This window comes from Paraburkholderia sp. CNPSo 3076 (assembly GCF_026343935.1).
GTDB lineage: Bacteria > Pseudomonadota > Gammaproteobacteria > Burkholderiales > Burkholderiaceae > Paraburkholderia > Paraburkholderia nodosa.
The window spans coordinates 175,349-189,599 of the sequence record NZ_JAPMAL010000018.1; the positions used below are offsets into that span (position 1 = coordinate 175,349).

General features: G+C 62.9%; 7 protein-coding genes and 5 pseudogenes. 3 read left to right on the forward strand and 9 right to left on the reverse strand.

The genetic code is table 11. The features are described 5' to 3' along the window. Positions 1-31: 31 nt before the first annotated feature. Positions 32-1,600: an integrase catalytic domain-containing protein gene (locus tag M3A49_RS22015; RefSeq protein ID WP_266230843.1), complete on the reverse strand. Its 1,569-nt coding sequence runs from the start codon at positions 1,598-1,600 to the stop codon at positions 32-34. 183 nt (positions 1,601-1,783) lie between these two features. Further along, positions 1,784-2,023, reverse strand: a pseudogene (locus tag M3A49_RS22020) (LysR family transcriptional regulator); the annotation flags it as partial. 108 nt (positions 2,024-2,131) lie between these two features. Between M3A49_RS22020 and M3A49_RS22025 the strand changes: the two are divergent. Both M3A49_RS22025 and M3A49_RS22030 read left to right on the forward strand, forming a co-directional pair. After that, positions 2,132-2,464: pseudogene (locus M3A49_RS22025) on the forward strand (carboxymuconolactone decarboxylase family protein). A gap of 10 nt (positions 2,465-2,474) precedes the next feature. Beyond that, positions 2,475-2,642, forward strand: a pseudogene (locus M3A49_RS22030) (cupin domain-containing protein); the annotation flags it as partial. Positions 2,643-2,654: 12 nt separating this feature from the next. Here the strand turns inward: M3A49_RS22030 and M3A49_RS22035 are convergent. The 6 genes and pseudogenes from M3A49_RS22035 to M3A49_RS22060 form a co-directional block, all read right to left on the reverse strand. Continuing rightward, positions 2,655-5,345: a CHAT domain-containing protein gene (locus M3A49_RS22035; protein ID WP_266230844.1), complete on the reverse strand. Its 2,691-nt coding sequence runs from the start codon at positions 5,343-5,345 to the stop codon at positions 2,655-2,657. A gap of 35 nt (positions 5,346-5,380) precedes the next feature. Next, positions 5,381-6,817, reverse strand: a complete 1,437-nt coding sequence (locus M3A49_RS22040) for a hypothetical protein (RefSeq protein WP_266230845.1) — start codon at positions 6,815-6,817, stop codon at positions 5,381-5,383. Then, positions 6,807-8,213, reverse strand: coding sequence for a CHAT domain-containing protein (locus tag M3A49_RS22045; RefSeq protein WP_266230846.1), 1,407 nt, complete (start codon positions 8,211-8,213; stop codon positions 6,807-6,809). Before M3A49_RS22045 ends, M3A49_RS22040 begins: the two co-directional genes overlap by 11 nt. Continuing rightward, on the reverse strand, positions 8,210-9,706 hold the full coding sequence (locus M3A49_RS22050) for a hypothetical protein (protein ID WP_266230847.1): 1,497 nt from the start codon (positions 9,704-9,706) through the stop codon (positions 8,210-8,212). Before M3A49_RS22050 ends, M3A49_RS22045 begins: the two co-directional genes overlap by 4 nt. Before the next feature lie 10 nt (positions 9,707-9,716). Next, positions 9,717-11,114 (reverse strand): hypothetical protein, encoded by a 1,398-nt coding sequence (locus M3A49_RS22055; RefSeq protein ID WP_266230848.1) that lies wholly within the window; start codon positions 11,112-11,114, stop codon positions 9,717-9,719. A 709-nt stretch (positions 11,115-11,823) separates the two neighbouring features. Next, positions 11,824-12,775, reverse strand: a pseudogene (locus M3A49_RS22060) (LysR substrate-binding domain-containing protein). A gap of 73 nt (positions 12,776-12,848) precedes the next feature. Between M3A49_RS22060 and M3A49_RS22065 the strand changes: the two are divergent. Then, a complete protein-coding gene (locus M3A49_RS22065) occupies positions 12,849-13,253 on the forward strand; it encodes a nuclear transport factor 2 family protein (RefSeq protein WP_416338994.1) in 405 nt (134 codons plus the stop codon). Positions 13,254-14,112: 859 nt separating this feature from the next. On the opposite strand, the pseudogene M3A49_RS22070 reads toward M3A49_RS22065, so the two are convergent. Further along, positions 14,113-14,251 (reverse strand): annotated as a pseudogene (locus M3A49_RS22070) (IS5/IS1182 family transposase); the annotation flags it as partial.

Sequence of the window (14,251 nt, forward strand, 5' to 3'; positions counted from 1 at the left end):
GTGGCCGGTCGTGTTGCCTCACGGGACGATGTTACTCCCGGGTAATTGTCACTCTCCGGTTGTTTTGCGATGAAGGCTGGTGCTGCGTAGCAGCGCCAGCCTTCATCGCGTCGGCGCCGCCGAGTATCCTGGTCACCAGTTCCCTGGCGCGGTTCGATCGCCATGCCTTCACGCGGCGCTGCAGGGTGCGCAACTGAGCACCAGAATACATCGCCGGTGCCATGGCGACGAGACGCTCATGTAGCTTTTTCGCCGTGATGCCGGGCTCGGCTTCAAGCCATTGCTGTATTGTTGGCCATGTATGCTCGAACGGATCTTCCCGGCTGCGCCAGGTATGGGGGACGCTCGCCTTTCGGTGATGCGTCGGCCTTACCTCGCCGTCCTGCCAGGCTGTTCCGAGGCTCGCCAGGAAATCCGCGAGGGGAACGCGAGCAGGTGTTTTTGCCTCCGTCGGCGCCGTGCCGGATTCGCTGCATTGCGCGACGTGCTGCTGTGCTTCGCGCATTCGGCTCAAGAGGTCCAGTGGGTCGAGAGCGCGAAACTTAGCACGTAGTCTGCGTTTGGTTGCCTCCGGCACCGACGCCGAACGCAGCACGCGCTCAAGCGGCGTCAAGGGCGCTTCATACCGCTTGGTGACCCTCGCGCCATGACGCGTCTTCGATTTCAGCTTGAATGAAGGCTGGAAGAAGTTAATGTACAGACGCGACACCTCGTAAAGGGAGGCAAGAGTTTCCGTGGCTTCAAGTCCACGCAGCCTGCCATAGCCGACGAGGCGACGTACGATCGATCCATTCGTCTGCTCGACCCACGCCTGGTCATTTTTCTTGTACGCGCGTGAGCGTGTCAGCTCGATGCCTGTTGCCTTGCAGAAGTCGAATACGGCCTCGTTCATGAAGGCCGTGTCGTTATCGCAGTCCAGACCGCGAAGCGGAAACGGCAAGGCAGGCCTAACGCGCTCGACGTACTCGAGGACGAGCGTGCCGCTGCGGTACGGCATGGCGAGGCATTCGGTCCAGCCGGTCGCGATATCGGTCATCACGAAGCTGTGCACGAAGTCGCCGTCGATCTTGGTGCCACCGCAATGCTCGACGAAATCAACCTCGAGATAGCCGGGCAGCGGATTGTTCCAGTCAGAGAAGGTCCGGATCGGCACGGCACGGCGAATTGCATTGCCCACTCCGCCCGCGCGCCGGCGTTGACCCGCGAAAGCCTGTTCGCGCACGTCACGCAGCAGCCGGTCGATGGTGGCGGCACTGATCTGGTTCAGCCGTTGGCGAACCTCCTTCGATAGCGTCAGGTGACCATGCCGTGTCATCGAGTCGATCAGCGTTGGAATGAGCGCCTTCAGCCGCTTGCCGCAGATTCGATCCGCAGCCTCCCACAGCGTAATCAGTGCGGCCCGCACCGTATCGTCATAGCGGCGCTGTGGACCGGGTTTCGTCCTTGAGGGCAGAGGCTCGCGGCACAGTACGCGGATAGCGTGCTTGCGATGATACCCAGTCACTCGGACAAACTCGTCCAGTATCTTGCGCCTCTCGTTCCGATCAGAACGGCGGTACCGCTCACCGACTGCCTCAGTCAATTCCCGTCGTGTTGTCATGCTGAGCCGCCTCGTCATAAGTCGTCCCCGTCAGCATTCTGACGGGTAACAAATTACATGAGGCAACAGGCATCGCCTGGTAGCAAAAATCTTGAGTCAATGCGACCGGCCAAGCTAATTGTCGCCGCCCATCCGGATCGTGCCCACCGGCTTGTCACGCGTTTCGACCACCGCAGCGAGTTAGTTCTCGATTTCTTCGAATCGTGGTGCGACGGTTCTCAGCAGCTGCTCCCCGGCAGCGGTCGGTGCGACGCTGCGCGTGGTTCGGCCGAGCAGCCGCACTCCCATGCGCGCTTCCAGCCCGCGCAGCGTGTGGCTCAGCGCACTTTGCGATACGCCAAGCTTGGCTGCGGCACGGGTAAAGCTGCCTTCGCGCGCCACCGCAATAAATGCCAGCAGGTCGGTCACATTTTCGCGCAGCATTGATGAAATCCGCTCATAGGTCTTTGCGCATTTTACCGTCTAGTCGCACGCGCGCGCCGTCCGCAGAATGTCTCATGCCATCTATTGGCCTGGAGAAAGGAGAACGCCATGTCCGGAAAACCTACCGCTGCACGCGAGTCGTTCGGCAAACTGGCCCCGAAACTGGCCGAACTGAGCGACGAGGTGCTGTTCGGCGACATATGGGAGCGCCCTCAACTGTCGAAACGGGACCGCAGTCTCGTGACGTGCGCTGCGCTGATCGCACTCGGCAAGACCGAGAAGATGAATTTTCACATTCCGCGCGCCATCGCGAACGGCGTCACGTAGGACGAACTCGTCGAACTGACTACACACCTCGCGTTCTACGCAGGCTGGCCCAACGCAATGTCGACCGTATCAAAGTACAAAGAGCTGGGTGTGGCCGCGAATAGCGGAGCATGAGAGAAACATCATGAAACTCAAAAGAGCTGGCTCGCAGCCCTCAATTAAAGGCCCCGCCGAATGGTTCACCGGCACCGTGCGTATCGATCCGCTTAGTGCACTGCCGCCGCTCGCTCGGGTGTCATGCGCGAGCGTGACGTTCGAGCCCGGTGCGCGCACCCGCTGGCATACCCATCCGCGTACCTAAGGCTCAGTCTGAACCGTAGACGACAAACGGAGCCCAGAAGTAGGGGTGCCGGAAGTCCGGAAGGTTGCGGATCCAACGCTGTGCGGCTCGTACAGCCACGGCAGCCGACACGCGCGAATCGATGAGTTCCGTATAGAAGCGATCAACGAACAGAGCTGCCACGTGGTCATCAAGTGGCCAAAGCGTAGCGGCGACTTCGCGTACGCCTCCACTTAGGAACGCGGATGCCAAGCTTTCAGTACGCCCTCCCGTCGATGCCGGCCCGTTGGCGGTGTCGCACGCGCTAAGGACGATTAACCTGGCAGCGAACGACGAAAATGCGATCTCGAAGGCAAAAACCGGTCGGTCGCTGAACAGCAATCGTGAAAGCAACGGTGTAGCGGGTTCGAACTCCGCGTGGCAAGCGACATGCAGCAGGCTGGCCTCGGCACCTGCGAAGAGGTCCGCTGCAACGGCGGTTGGCGCAGCCACGGCATCGACAAACTGCGCTGAGACGCGGGCGAGTTCCACAGCCACGCCCTCCAGCGCAGGAAGATCACAGTACGGTACTGCCGGCACCCCGAGTATCCGGCAATGCGAATCGGCCATGATGCGCGGGGCCGGACGTTCATCCGCATCAGCCAAGCTCGCCGCGCGATCAAGATAGCGCACGAGGTGTGTCTCGACGAGGGGCTCGTCGCCGACAGGTAACGCGTGGAAGGGCACGTTGTGCAACCCTTCTGCCGGGACGATAAAGAGAGTCGAGAACGGCTCCAGACGCTTGCCGAGGTTGCCTAGGAGTGCCTGTGCAAGCTCTTCGAGCGCAGATGTGCTGTCCCCCGCGGCAAGCTCCTGCTCGACGGCCGCAACCAGTCGAGCGGTTTCCGCGCGGGCGATGTCGAGCCGGTGCACGGTTGCGCAGCCATGGTCGAGCGCTAGCGCGATCAGGCAGTCGCCAGCCCAAGCGTATTCCAGCAGGCAACTGGTGTTGTCGAGGCGAGAGCGTACGGCCCGCGCGAGCGCTTCAACGCCATCGCGATCGTCGGCGACGAATGATCCCGACGGTGACTGCCCGCGCACGAAGTCGCGCCGGCCTATCAACCACTGCACTTCCTGCTCGATTCCGCTGAGGTCCTGCGCACCACTCACCGCAATGACAGAGCGCTGCACCAGCCGCGCGAGCTGCTCCCGCTCCTCCTGCACCTCGGCCATGTCGCCTGTCGCGGCACTGCGGCTGCGCACGGACAGCGACAAGGAGCCGGTGCGCGCGAGTTGCAGGATGCCGAAACATAAGTCGGCCGCACCGGCCTCCATTGCGCACAAAATTGCCGCCACGAAAACATAGTCGGCGTTGCCACGCTCGTAGGTGCGGAACCGCAGTGTCCGATGTTGCAGTATGTCGCGCGCGGCAAGCGCGGTCGCACTACTGAAGCTAACCAACGCGGCTGGCAGGTCGCCGTTTCGCCTTGCCAACTCGCCGCGGGCGGCGAGTGGCATCCAAAGATACTGCGTCGGCGCAGCCGAGTTTGCCGAGCGTTCTTTCTCGAGCCACGCTTCGATGCATGTCTTTGCATCAGCTCGGAGGTCAAGGTCCATGCAGATCTGAAGTTCCTCGGATCGCAACTGCCGAATCCAGCCGCGAGCGGCGACGACATCGGGCAACGCGAGCTTGGCGTCCCGAACAAACGTGAGCGCCGCCTCACCCACCTGCAGGCGGCGGCACATGGTCGCGCGATGGAACGCGCTCGCCGCAAGACCGCCGCGATCGCCAGAGATATCGAATTGCCCGTCCGCGAGCTCGAGCACACGTAGAGCTTCATAAAGCAACAGGTGATCCTTCAGATTGACACCGAGGTCCAGCAACGCACGCCCCAAGCCGCGCGTGTTGCCGATCTGCCGCATCACCCGCACGGCCATCGTAATGGCGTCGGTTGCTCCGATGGGATCCTGGTAAGTTCGCATTGACCGTGCAAGCGTCAACAGGCACTCCGCGAGCGCCAGGCTGGGAGCTAAGGGAAGAAGCCGCTTCAGGGCCTCACGTGTGCCAAGCGCCAGCGCCTCTTGGGGTATCGATCCGTCTGAGACCACTGCAGCAGACACGATGTCCATTGGCAGAATCAAAACCGTTGTCGAATAGCCAACAACCTTGGCCACATCGGTCTTAAGCACGGCGACGGTCATATCGGTAATGTTCGCCGCTCCGAGATCTGCGTTGATCTGCTCGCGGTCACGCTCCGCCAAGGCGACTTCATCCGCAGGCAACGCGGGCAACGTCAGTTCCTCGAACTGCGACCAATCGGCTGACAGATCGCGAATCGCGTCGCGCAGGGCCATGTCCCCAGGGGTGGCAACCAGCCCACGAAGCCAAAACTCTCGCGTTGCCCGCAATCGTCCCTCGCGAGCCGCCGCTAGGCCGGCCAGTCCGTTCAGCTCCCCTGCATAGCGTAGGATCTTTCGCAGGTCGCCAAAGGATGACCTTTCCTCGGGCGACAGGTAGCGGCCGTACGTTAGCAGCGGCCCCACCACGGCGAACTCCGCCCGCAGCACTGCCCACACGGTCGGGTGATCTTCGCGCGCAAGGGCACCACGAATCTGCGCCAGCGCGTCGTCCGGTTTGAGATGAACTTCCTCAAGATTCTTGGCATCCCAAAGGAGTTCAAGGAAGACTTCCGCCGTTGCCGGAGGTACTCCTAGCGCCATTGCGTCTCTGGTCATAGGTCTAAATCCTTCCGATGCCGCTGCGGCGCTGATCAACCGTTCGCCTTCAACGCTGGAAGCGCGACCGTGGGGTCGCCCAGGATGACCGTGTGTTGCCGGTCAAGCGCCGTCAACTGATTAATGAGCGCGCTGTCCAACGCCCCGGGCAGGCCCTTGTTGAAACCGCGCACCGCCTGCGCCCACAATGCGAGTGAGATCGCAGCGTCTTTGAAGACTTGCGACAGCGCCCAGCCCAATGGACGCCCGCCTCCGGAAGCGAACAGGTTGTCGTAGAGCGTCTGTCGGACGCTGTGCGTCAGTGGCTGGCCGGTGCGTGGGTCTCGCAATGTCCAGTTGAAGGTAGGCTCGACGTGGCCAACGAACGCCGCCAGCGGTCGCCTGACGCCGAGCAGTCGCTGTGGGAGCGGCGCGACGCGTGCCCCACAGACAGCGGCCACGCCGTCTAGAACCCGCATGACTTCGCTAGTCGAGTCGAACAGTCCAGCGTATTGCGAACGCGTGTCGCTGCCGGCGGCGCAGCATGCGTGTGAGTACCAAATCGCCCCGTCGGGCGACCAGGCTTGGCAAAGTGCCTCGACGTCAAGGACGCGATGCGCACAGTCCACCGGCACGCCGAGCTGCCCAGCGGTCAGCGCAGCATCGTGCAGCGGCCCAGTCATGCCGTGGCTGGTGGTTATCACAAGCGCGGGATGATGCTCCCGCAGCGCCTCGATCAACTGCGCGCCGGTGGCGTTAGCGCCAAAGAGGCCGACGCGACGTGCGAAATCGCCATCCTGGTCGGCGTCAAAGGCGTCGATGAGCTTGCGCGAGATCGCCTGGTCCATCAGCCAGGTGATGTCTCGCGGACCATGGTCGACGCTCCACACGAGTGGCGCCCTCGGATCGCGAGGGCTACCGGTCCAGCCACCAAGCAGCGCGTCGACGTAGTTCGACAACGCGTCGCCAGCCAGGTCAAGACGCCCGACATAACGTCGTAGATTGGCGGCATACTGGAACGACCACGGCACCTGCTGCGGCGACGCGGCAATCAGCAGATACAGCGGCAGAGCGTCGGGGGCGATGCCATCATCGCTGACGAGCGCCAATGGCTTGTAGCCACCCTTTGTGTCGTAGCGCAGTAGTACTTCGTTGCCGTGCGCCGCGCTCCAGCGCAGTACAGGCGAGCCTGGGCGGGCGGCCAGAAGTTGGCGGATAGGTTCGGGCGCATCGTCGGCGCGGCTACGTGCTTCTGCCGGCAACGTCAATTCATCTGGTAACACCAGACCCCAGCCAACCCTTGGATGCCTCCAGTCCCATGGCGCGACCTCCTGCGGCGCCATCAGGGTCGACTCCGGGCCCGGCCCGCTGCCCTGGCGCAAGAGGGCCCAGGTAGCCATTCCCGCCGCATCGGGCACGGCAGCGGGACTGACCGCCCCCGTCCAAGCGTTAATGGCCAGCGGCTCGTCGGCCGAAAAGTGCTCAGCCGCCAAGGTCCTCGTCCTCCTGGCCGAAGCGGCCCCAGCGGTCGGGGCGTAACGCTGCCGGCACAACCGGGGCTTCGTCCAGCAGCGCCAGCATGCGGTCGCGCACTTCGGCTGGCGTGTCCGGCGGCAGGCCGGCCAGCATCCCTGCCACCGTCTCGGTTTTGGCCCGCACAACGGCCCAGTCTAACGCCGGCGCAGGTGCTGCGGGTGCAATGGGTGCCACTGGCAGCGGCCGGAACACCTGGAACGGCTGCTCTTGCTGGTACAGCACCGGCAGCGTCCAGCGCGCGCCACCCTTCAGCGGCGGAATCAGGTCGCGCAACGCGCGGCGCGGGCGACTCATGGCTGGAGATAGATCGACCCGCTGTGGCAACGCTCCCGGCAGCATGTTCAGAACGCCCTCGAGCAGATAGAAAAGCTCCGGGTAGAGCACAGCGCAAAAGCGACTCGCCTCACCAACTGCCACCGGTTCAAGCATGCCAATGGCCGCAGCAAGGCCGGCCTCGGAAACGAGCCGCTCGGCCATTGAGTCCATGGCATTGAAGGACTGGCCACCTTCGCAACAGTTCAGCACCACCAGCCAGGTGTCGCGCAGCCCCTCGAGCTGTGCCAAGGTGTCGATGGCCAATGAGATGCTGCCTGGACGCCCCGGCAGCACATGGTCAACGGCATTGGCCAGTTCGAGAAAGGCAGCACCCATTGCAGCCTTGCCGTGGCAGAAGAAATGCAAAATGTGGGGACGCACAGCGCGAATCTGAGCCTCTAGCTCCAGCCCGTTGGCGGGCATTGCGCGGACGTTGATTGCAGGGTGTAATCCAGCATCGCATTCGCCCTGCGCCTGGGCCAGCAGCGCAGTTTGGCCAATTCGCACCTCGGCCTTGACCGGGAGCCCGCGCGCGTGGGCCTCGTCAAAGGCGGTAGCCAACGCGCCCCATTCCTCCGTAGCGTCGAGCCCTACGCCGGAGAGGAACGCAAGTAGCCGCAGAGGCGGCGTGAACAGGCGCGGACTGTCCTCGGCGCTGACGCTGCGCACAATGCGGCCGATGTGGCAACGTCCGTCCAGCGCAACAAAATGGCCCCGATCGTCGCGCAGCGTCTCCCAACGGATCTGACGACCTTCATCAGCCTCGACCACGAAACACAGACTGTGCGACTGCTGAGCCGCAGCATTGAATGCTTGCTGCAGTACTTGCGCGATTGCCGGGTGCTGTCTTAGCCCCATTGCCAGCGTGTTCCCGTACTGTTCCAACTGCATCGAGTCGTTCAGCAGCGGCAGCGCGGCAGCGCCGAACCCAAAGGGCACCCTGTCATTCCAGTTCCTGGGCAGCGGTGGCGCGCTCTTCTCGATCCGTGCGTCGAGCACACCATCACGGTTACTGATGATCAGGACGGTGCGCGTCATGGCCGGCCACCTCCCCTGCCGCCACGCGCCTTGGTAGCTACGCTGGCGACTACTGCCTGCAGCTTCTGCAGTGTGCGCTCGACCTCGTTGCCTACCGCGCTCGTTGCGGGGTCACGCTCTTCGCGGCGTTGCAACTTCTGCGCCGCTTGCTCGACGTAGCGCTGCGCGGCGGAAACCCAGCTTGGCAGGTCGGGCTCGGCAGAAGGCGTCGCGGAGACGGCGGCCGGCGGCCGGCCGCGCGAGGTAGCGCCGCCTCGGCTTCCTCCTCTGCGCGAGCCCCGCGTCTGCGGGGCCGATAAGGGCACAGCGGTACTCTCGAACAAGCCTGCGTTGGCGTCGAGTGCCGTTGCGGCCGCGCGCCGCAGTGGCAACGGGGCCAAGTTCTCGACGATCGACGGCTGGCAGTAGGCGAACCACTTCTGATCCCGCCATCCCGGCACCGGCGACGGATTGGGCGCATAGAGAAAGCTGTATAGGTCTTCCAGCTGCCAGTCGGGTCCGTCGGTCACCAGCCGGTGATACAGCACGGGCCCCGGTCGGGTCTGCGCCAACGTGTCGGCTAGTAACCGCAGCCCCGCTTCGGAATAGTTGCCGGGCGGGCTGCTGAATATCGCGCTCCACGCACCGGTCTGGGTCAGAAACGCGGCGAGCTCGCCGACACCAACATAGCGCGCATCACTCCGGTCGACGTTGCACAGTGGCGACTCTGCCAGGGCTAACGCCGGGCGCTGGTCAGCAAGATAGCCGTGAGCGACGAAGTGCACCGCATCGAGGCTGCGGCCTTGCATCGAGTCGCGAATCCAGAGCAGCCACGGGCTCTGCAGATCTCGCAACTCGCTGCCGGCAACATGTCCGCGCTCCTGGATGCCATGCGCGCTCGCGGCGGCCGGGTCATGCACGGCCACCCGGGGCTCGTTCGCGAAGCGCGCCTTCAGGATGTGAAAGTATTGTTCGTCCGCGAACAGGTGGATCGTGGTCCGCTCACGGCGCGAGCGCCGAAGCACCGCCTGCGCGATGTCGACCAGCAACTGCGGCGGGTCCAGCCGCGGCTCGGAGACGGGCTCGCTGCAGACCAGCGCGACGTCGAGCACGGCGCGGTTCTCGCGCGGGCGTTCCAGGAAGTCCGGTAACCGCAGCAGGGGCCGCCGCAGTGCGCCAACCAGTGCGCCTTCCCAATCCACCGAGCCGAGGAACCCGTACGGTTTGAAAAGATGCAGCCACAGCGGCAGGCCGTCTGCCAGCCCAACCTCTGTGAGTCGATCGTCCAGTTCGTAGACGAAGTACGGTGGCAGCTGGCTGGTCGGCGACCAGTCCGCCGTCATGCGCGTGGGTAAGTCCAGCTCGGCGCTCGACAGCCACCAGGTTCGCAGCACCTCGGGCGAACCGTGCTCGTAGCTTACCAACTCGACCGCCGCTGCCATGCGCCCGCTGTCGGCGCGCACGCTGACGCGCAGAGTGGTGAGCCCGTACGTTGTCGCAATCATAATCGCCATGGCAGCTCGCTCAGCGTGTGACCAGTCTGTACAACGCCCAGGCCGTGGCGGGGCTGGTGACGTCGCCGTGACCGCCAATCAGGCCCTGCGAGCCGTCCAGTCCGACGATCGGGTGTGCGGGCGCGAAGTCCGGGTACGGGGCGCCAGCCGCGGGCATCGGGTCGATCAACCGTTGCCCTGCGCGGCGTGGCCCGTAGCCGCCGAGTGCGGCAAAGTTGCTCGGCGGCTTGCCAGCGCTGGTGGCATCGTCGCCAGCGGCCATGTCGATCGGCTGCTCGCCCAGGTCGCTATCGCGACGCAGTGCAAGGTGAAAAGTTTCGTGCAGTGCGAAGTCATTGCGACTGTAGGTGCTGAGAATGGGTGGCCTCACACGTTCCGGAGTGAGCGACGCCCTGTAGCCGCCGGGGCGGCCGATGCGCGGTATGTCGTCCGCAAAGCTCAGGTGTGAAACTGCCGGCTGCAGCAGCAGCAGCGAGGACAAGGGCCGAGGCAGCGACGCCGGCGCGCAGACGGCCGACAGCATCACCTTGCAGCCGTAGGAATGGCCGACCGCATGCACGCCCACGGCCGGTGCCGCCTGGAGCACGTCGCGCAGCAGCGGTGCGACGCCGCGTGCGCCAACGAGGCCGGCACGGTCCTTCATCTGATAGACCGAAAACAGCCGCAGTGCATTGCGCGGGTCGAGGAAGCTGAACAGGCCGGCCGTCTCCAAAGGCGCGGCGCCCCCCCCCTGGGACTCGGCCGCGTCTGCTGGAGGCACACCCCAGTCGTCGAGAGATGGCGCGGGGGTACTGCCACCGTCTTGCGCCTGCTGCATCGCGCGCCACATCGAGAGCAACTCGTCGACCGACGTGCCGCGTGCACCGATGCCGGTCTCTTCGTCATGCACGGTGCCGAAGGCGGGCCCGATCAGACTGGCGAGCTCCAGCGCCTGCGTTTCGTCCAGTCGGGGCAATGCCAGCAACGCGTAGACGCGTTCAATCGACGCCTCGCTGCCGAGGTCCGCGAGCTTGTCGATCAGCGCCTCGACCACCGCGCTGTCAGAGGCAGGCGGTTCAACTGCCGCTGCAATCTGCGGACCGCTGTCGAAGGACAGCCAGATGCTAGGCCAGACTACGCCAACGAAGAGCGGCGTGAAAGGCACCCCGTTGGCCCGCACGACTGGGTGGGCCGCGGTGTGCGCCTCGAAATGGCGCAGGAAGCGCGCGTACAGTTCGGCGGCTTCGTCGAAGTCGTTGTTCCAGCCGTGCGAGAAGAAGATCAGGTCGCTCGGCGGGGCATTGCGCAGCGTATGTAGCAGCTGTTCGCGGGTGACAGGTGAAGTGCACGCCGCATGTTTGTCGAAGCGCAGCAGCCAAGTCGGCATGCGCACGCCTTCTAGCGGATAGGGACCGGTGTGACTCGCCATCGGTAGTCTCCTCCTGGCGCATCTGCCAACCTATTCTGGCATCCGCCGCCTCGATGACTGGCTCGAAGCACCACCGCAAGCAATTGCCTGCGCCTTTCACAGCTGAAGTGGTCTATGCCCAAAGCGGGAGCGCCATTACGTGGCTCGCTTCGCCACGCTAGTCTGCCAACGGTCGCGTTGCGTATGTGGGTCCAATGGAACGTTTGCGTCTACGGCGGTTAATTTAGTACATCAGACTACGTCAGTATGTTAGGTAGCTAACACGGACTTCGCGAGATTGACAAGGCTTACGCGAACGTTAGTGCATCAATTCTATGCGATCGCCTTGCGAGAAGAATGAACTTTTGGGCGCTTCCTCAACCCCATTCTCTGCTTCGGCAAGGCCGGGGCAATAGCGTCTCGCACGCAGCTTGCAGTTGCCCGCCCTCAAGCGGAAGCTCACCGACGTCTGGAATCGGATCGACGCGAACGGCTGTTGTCGGGTCGAAATCAAACGTCCGGTTTCCGCGTCCGCGACAATCCGGAGTGGATTGAGCAGCGACATCCACATCGGGCGGGAGGTGGCCCACGAACCGACGTTTGGCCGGCGGTTCGCTCGGACAGTCAAACGGCCGCTACGCATCGACAAACGGCCATTCGATGACGCCCTTTGACTGCTAGATTTCTTCGCTCTGTTGGCGCCGGTGGAGTCGAGCGACTTGGCGGGTGCTTATCGGTCCGGTATCGACGGGTCCTCCTGCGCGAGCCGAGTCAAGACGTCAGCGAGTGTGCGAATCTTGAATTGCGCGGCTCGTTGCGAGGGATAGACGAGGAAATAGCCCAGGCCGTTTTTGCGCAACCTCACTGAACGGCATGACGAGTGCCCCTGCCTCAAGGCGTTCCTTCGCCATCCGAGGGTCGCCAATAGCAACGCCATGTCCCTGTGCGGCGGCGGTGAGCGTTAATTCGAGGGTATCAAAGACGAGCCAGTGTCCGGTGTCGATCCGGGTCGCATCAACATGATCGAGCCAGCATCGCCACTCTCCGTGGCCGTGTCCCGGATGGAGCAAATTGACCCGCGCAAGGTCAGCTACGGTTTTCAGCGATGCGGCCAGTTCACTCGTACACATCGGCGTCAGGCGCTCCTGAAACAACGGTATCGCATCCATACCCACCCAATGTCCGGCTCCACGCACCACGATGGCGTCGACGTCGGGCGTAGTGAAATCGGGCGCATCGTCTGCCGATGTATAGATGCGCAATTCTGTCCTGGGCAACGCAAGATTGATCACTGACAGCCGCGGCAGCAACCAGCGAATCGCAAATGTTGACGGTAGCCGAAGGGTGAGAGCGGACGCGGATTGTGCGAGAACGTCTGCGTGTCGAACCAGTTGTGTGAGCAGGTTCACGGCCACCGTCAACAGAGCATTTCCTTCTGCTGTCAGCGTCAGCCCTGTCGCGTGGCGCACGAACAGCGCACATCGATAATGGGCTTCCAGATGCTGGACCTGACGGCTCACCGCGCCCTGCGTTCGACACAGATGGTCAGCGGCCTTGCTGATACTGCCAAGTTCTGCCGCGGCGACGAACGCCTGGTACGCAGACAGTTGAGGCAAAGCGCGCGTGAGGTCAGCCAAAGGATCCGCATACCCGGGTTGCGAATTTTTCGATTGTTTGGTCATCGCTGCGTCGCTATCGTGACTGGGTCATTTCTGCGCTCCTTCGTGCGAGCGCCTGTCAACAAACCTTCGGAGAATGATTGTGGGTTCACCATCGGAAGCACTATACACGCGGCAGATTCGCACCTACCTGAGCGAACTGGAGCGCGGCGACGTCGCCGCAATCTGCGCCTTGTTCGCAGCGGACGCACAGATATGCTCGCCATTTCTCGGCTGGATGCACCCTGCGCCCTTCTTTGCAAAGGTTGGTGCAGCATCGGGAGACAGCCGGATCACACCCATCGATATCTGCGTCAGCACGACGGGAGCCCGACGCGCGACCGGGTATTTCGTCTACGACTGGGGGCTAAAAGACGGCTCTGCGGTGAAATTTGAGTGTGTTGACGTATTCGAGTTCGACGAAAGCGGCCTCATCAAGCAGATGATCATCGTTTACGACACGCATCCCGTTCGCAACACAGTAGGCGACAAGTACGCGTAGCAGCGGTGGGACCTTTGCCGCGTGATGGAATCGTTCGATGACGCGCCTGTCGTCACCTCCGCTAGCGAAACCAGTGTCGTCGCCTGAAGCTGCCGGGACGCGTCCGTGGAAATTGCATGAGGGATGTCCGCTTCACTTCCAGATGCGCCAATGATGTTCGTCGCGTCGACGGACCGCTCAGGATCGCGAAGCGCCTCACGGACTGACGCCCCTTAGCCTCACACAGGTCTCACACGCTTAACTGGTGTTTGGATGGTTGTATGTCAGCTCGCAAGCCGACGCTTGGGCCCGTCCGACGTTCGAGCGATTGTTTGCGCTTTTCTTCAGCGATCGCGATGAAGTCGGACAGTTCGCGCTCCAGGGCTGAATCTTCGGCGCCCGGCTTCCACGTCGCGGCTCCGTGCCGCCGGCGAGTGGCCCGAGCCAGCGCTAACGCGGCCCTCGCAGCTTTCGCACATTCGTATTCAACTTCACCGCAAAAGTCGCTCGGCTCACCGAATTCACGGAACCTCGTACTACAACTATGCCTATTCGGGCACGCCAACACACAAAGTCAGTGGGCACAATCTCGATCGCATTTATGTGTCGAATAATCTGACCATCGTCCACCATTGGGCGATTTCTGTACCTGCGAGCGACCACAATCCAGTTTGTGCAACGGTTATTGATTCAAGCGCAGATAAGACGTATTGGGAACGGTTTAACAGGTTGCGGAAATACACCCCCGGCGGAAGCGGTGCGCCTCGATGTACGCGCCCGCCAGTCGCAAACTTTCGCATTGTGCAATCTCAACGCGAATTCAACGTTCTTTCGGCGGCTTGAGGCCGACTTCTGACCTCCTTGCCACGCTTTCCGCCACTTATAAGCGGATTTGTGCCAGTGATCGCATGCGCACGAGGTTGTATGCCGCCATGTTCAACACGAACATCTGGTCCACCTTCTTCAAGCCACGCACCATCACCTGACGCATGCGCCCCACGGTCTTGGCCCAGCCGAAA

Excerpts from the sequence above, each read along its gene's own strand:
- M3A49_RS22015 (WP_266230843.1), bottom strand. The coding sequence starts at position 1,600 with ATGACAACACGACGGGAATTGACTGAGGCAGTCGGTGAGCGGTACCGC.
- M3A49_RS22035 (WP_266230844.1), bottom strand. The coding sequence starts at position 5,345 with ATGACCAGAGACGCAATGGCGCTAGGAGTACCTCCGGCAACGGCGGAA.
- M3A49_RS22045 (WP_266230846.1), bottom strand. The coding sequence starts at position 8,213 with ATGACGCGCACCGTCCTGATCATCAGTAACCGTGATGGTGTGCTCGAC.
- M3A49_RS22050 (WP_266230847.1), bottom strand. The coding sequence starts at position 9,706 with ATGGCGATTATGATTGCGACAACGTACGGGCTCACCACTCTGCGCGTC.
- M3A49_RS22055 (WP_266230848.1), bottom strand. The coding sequence starts at position 11,114 with ATGGCGAGTCACACCGGTCCCTATCCGCTAGAAGGCGTGCGCATGCCG.
- M3A49_RS22065 (WP_416338994.1), top strand. The coding sequence starts at position 12,849 with ATGATTGTGGGTTCACCATCGGAAGCACTATACACGCGGCAGATTCGC.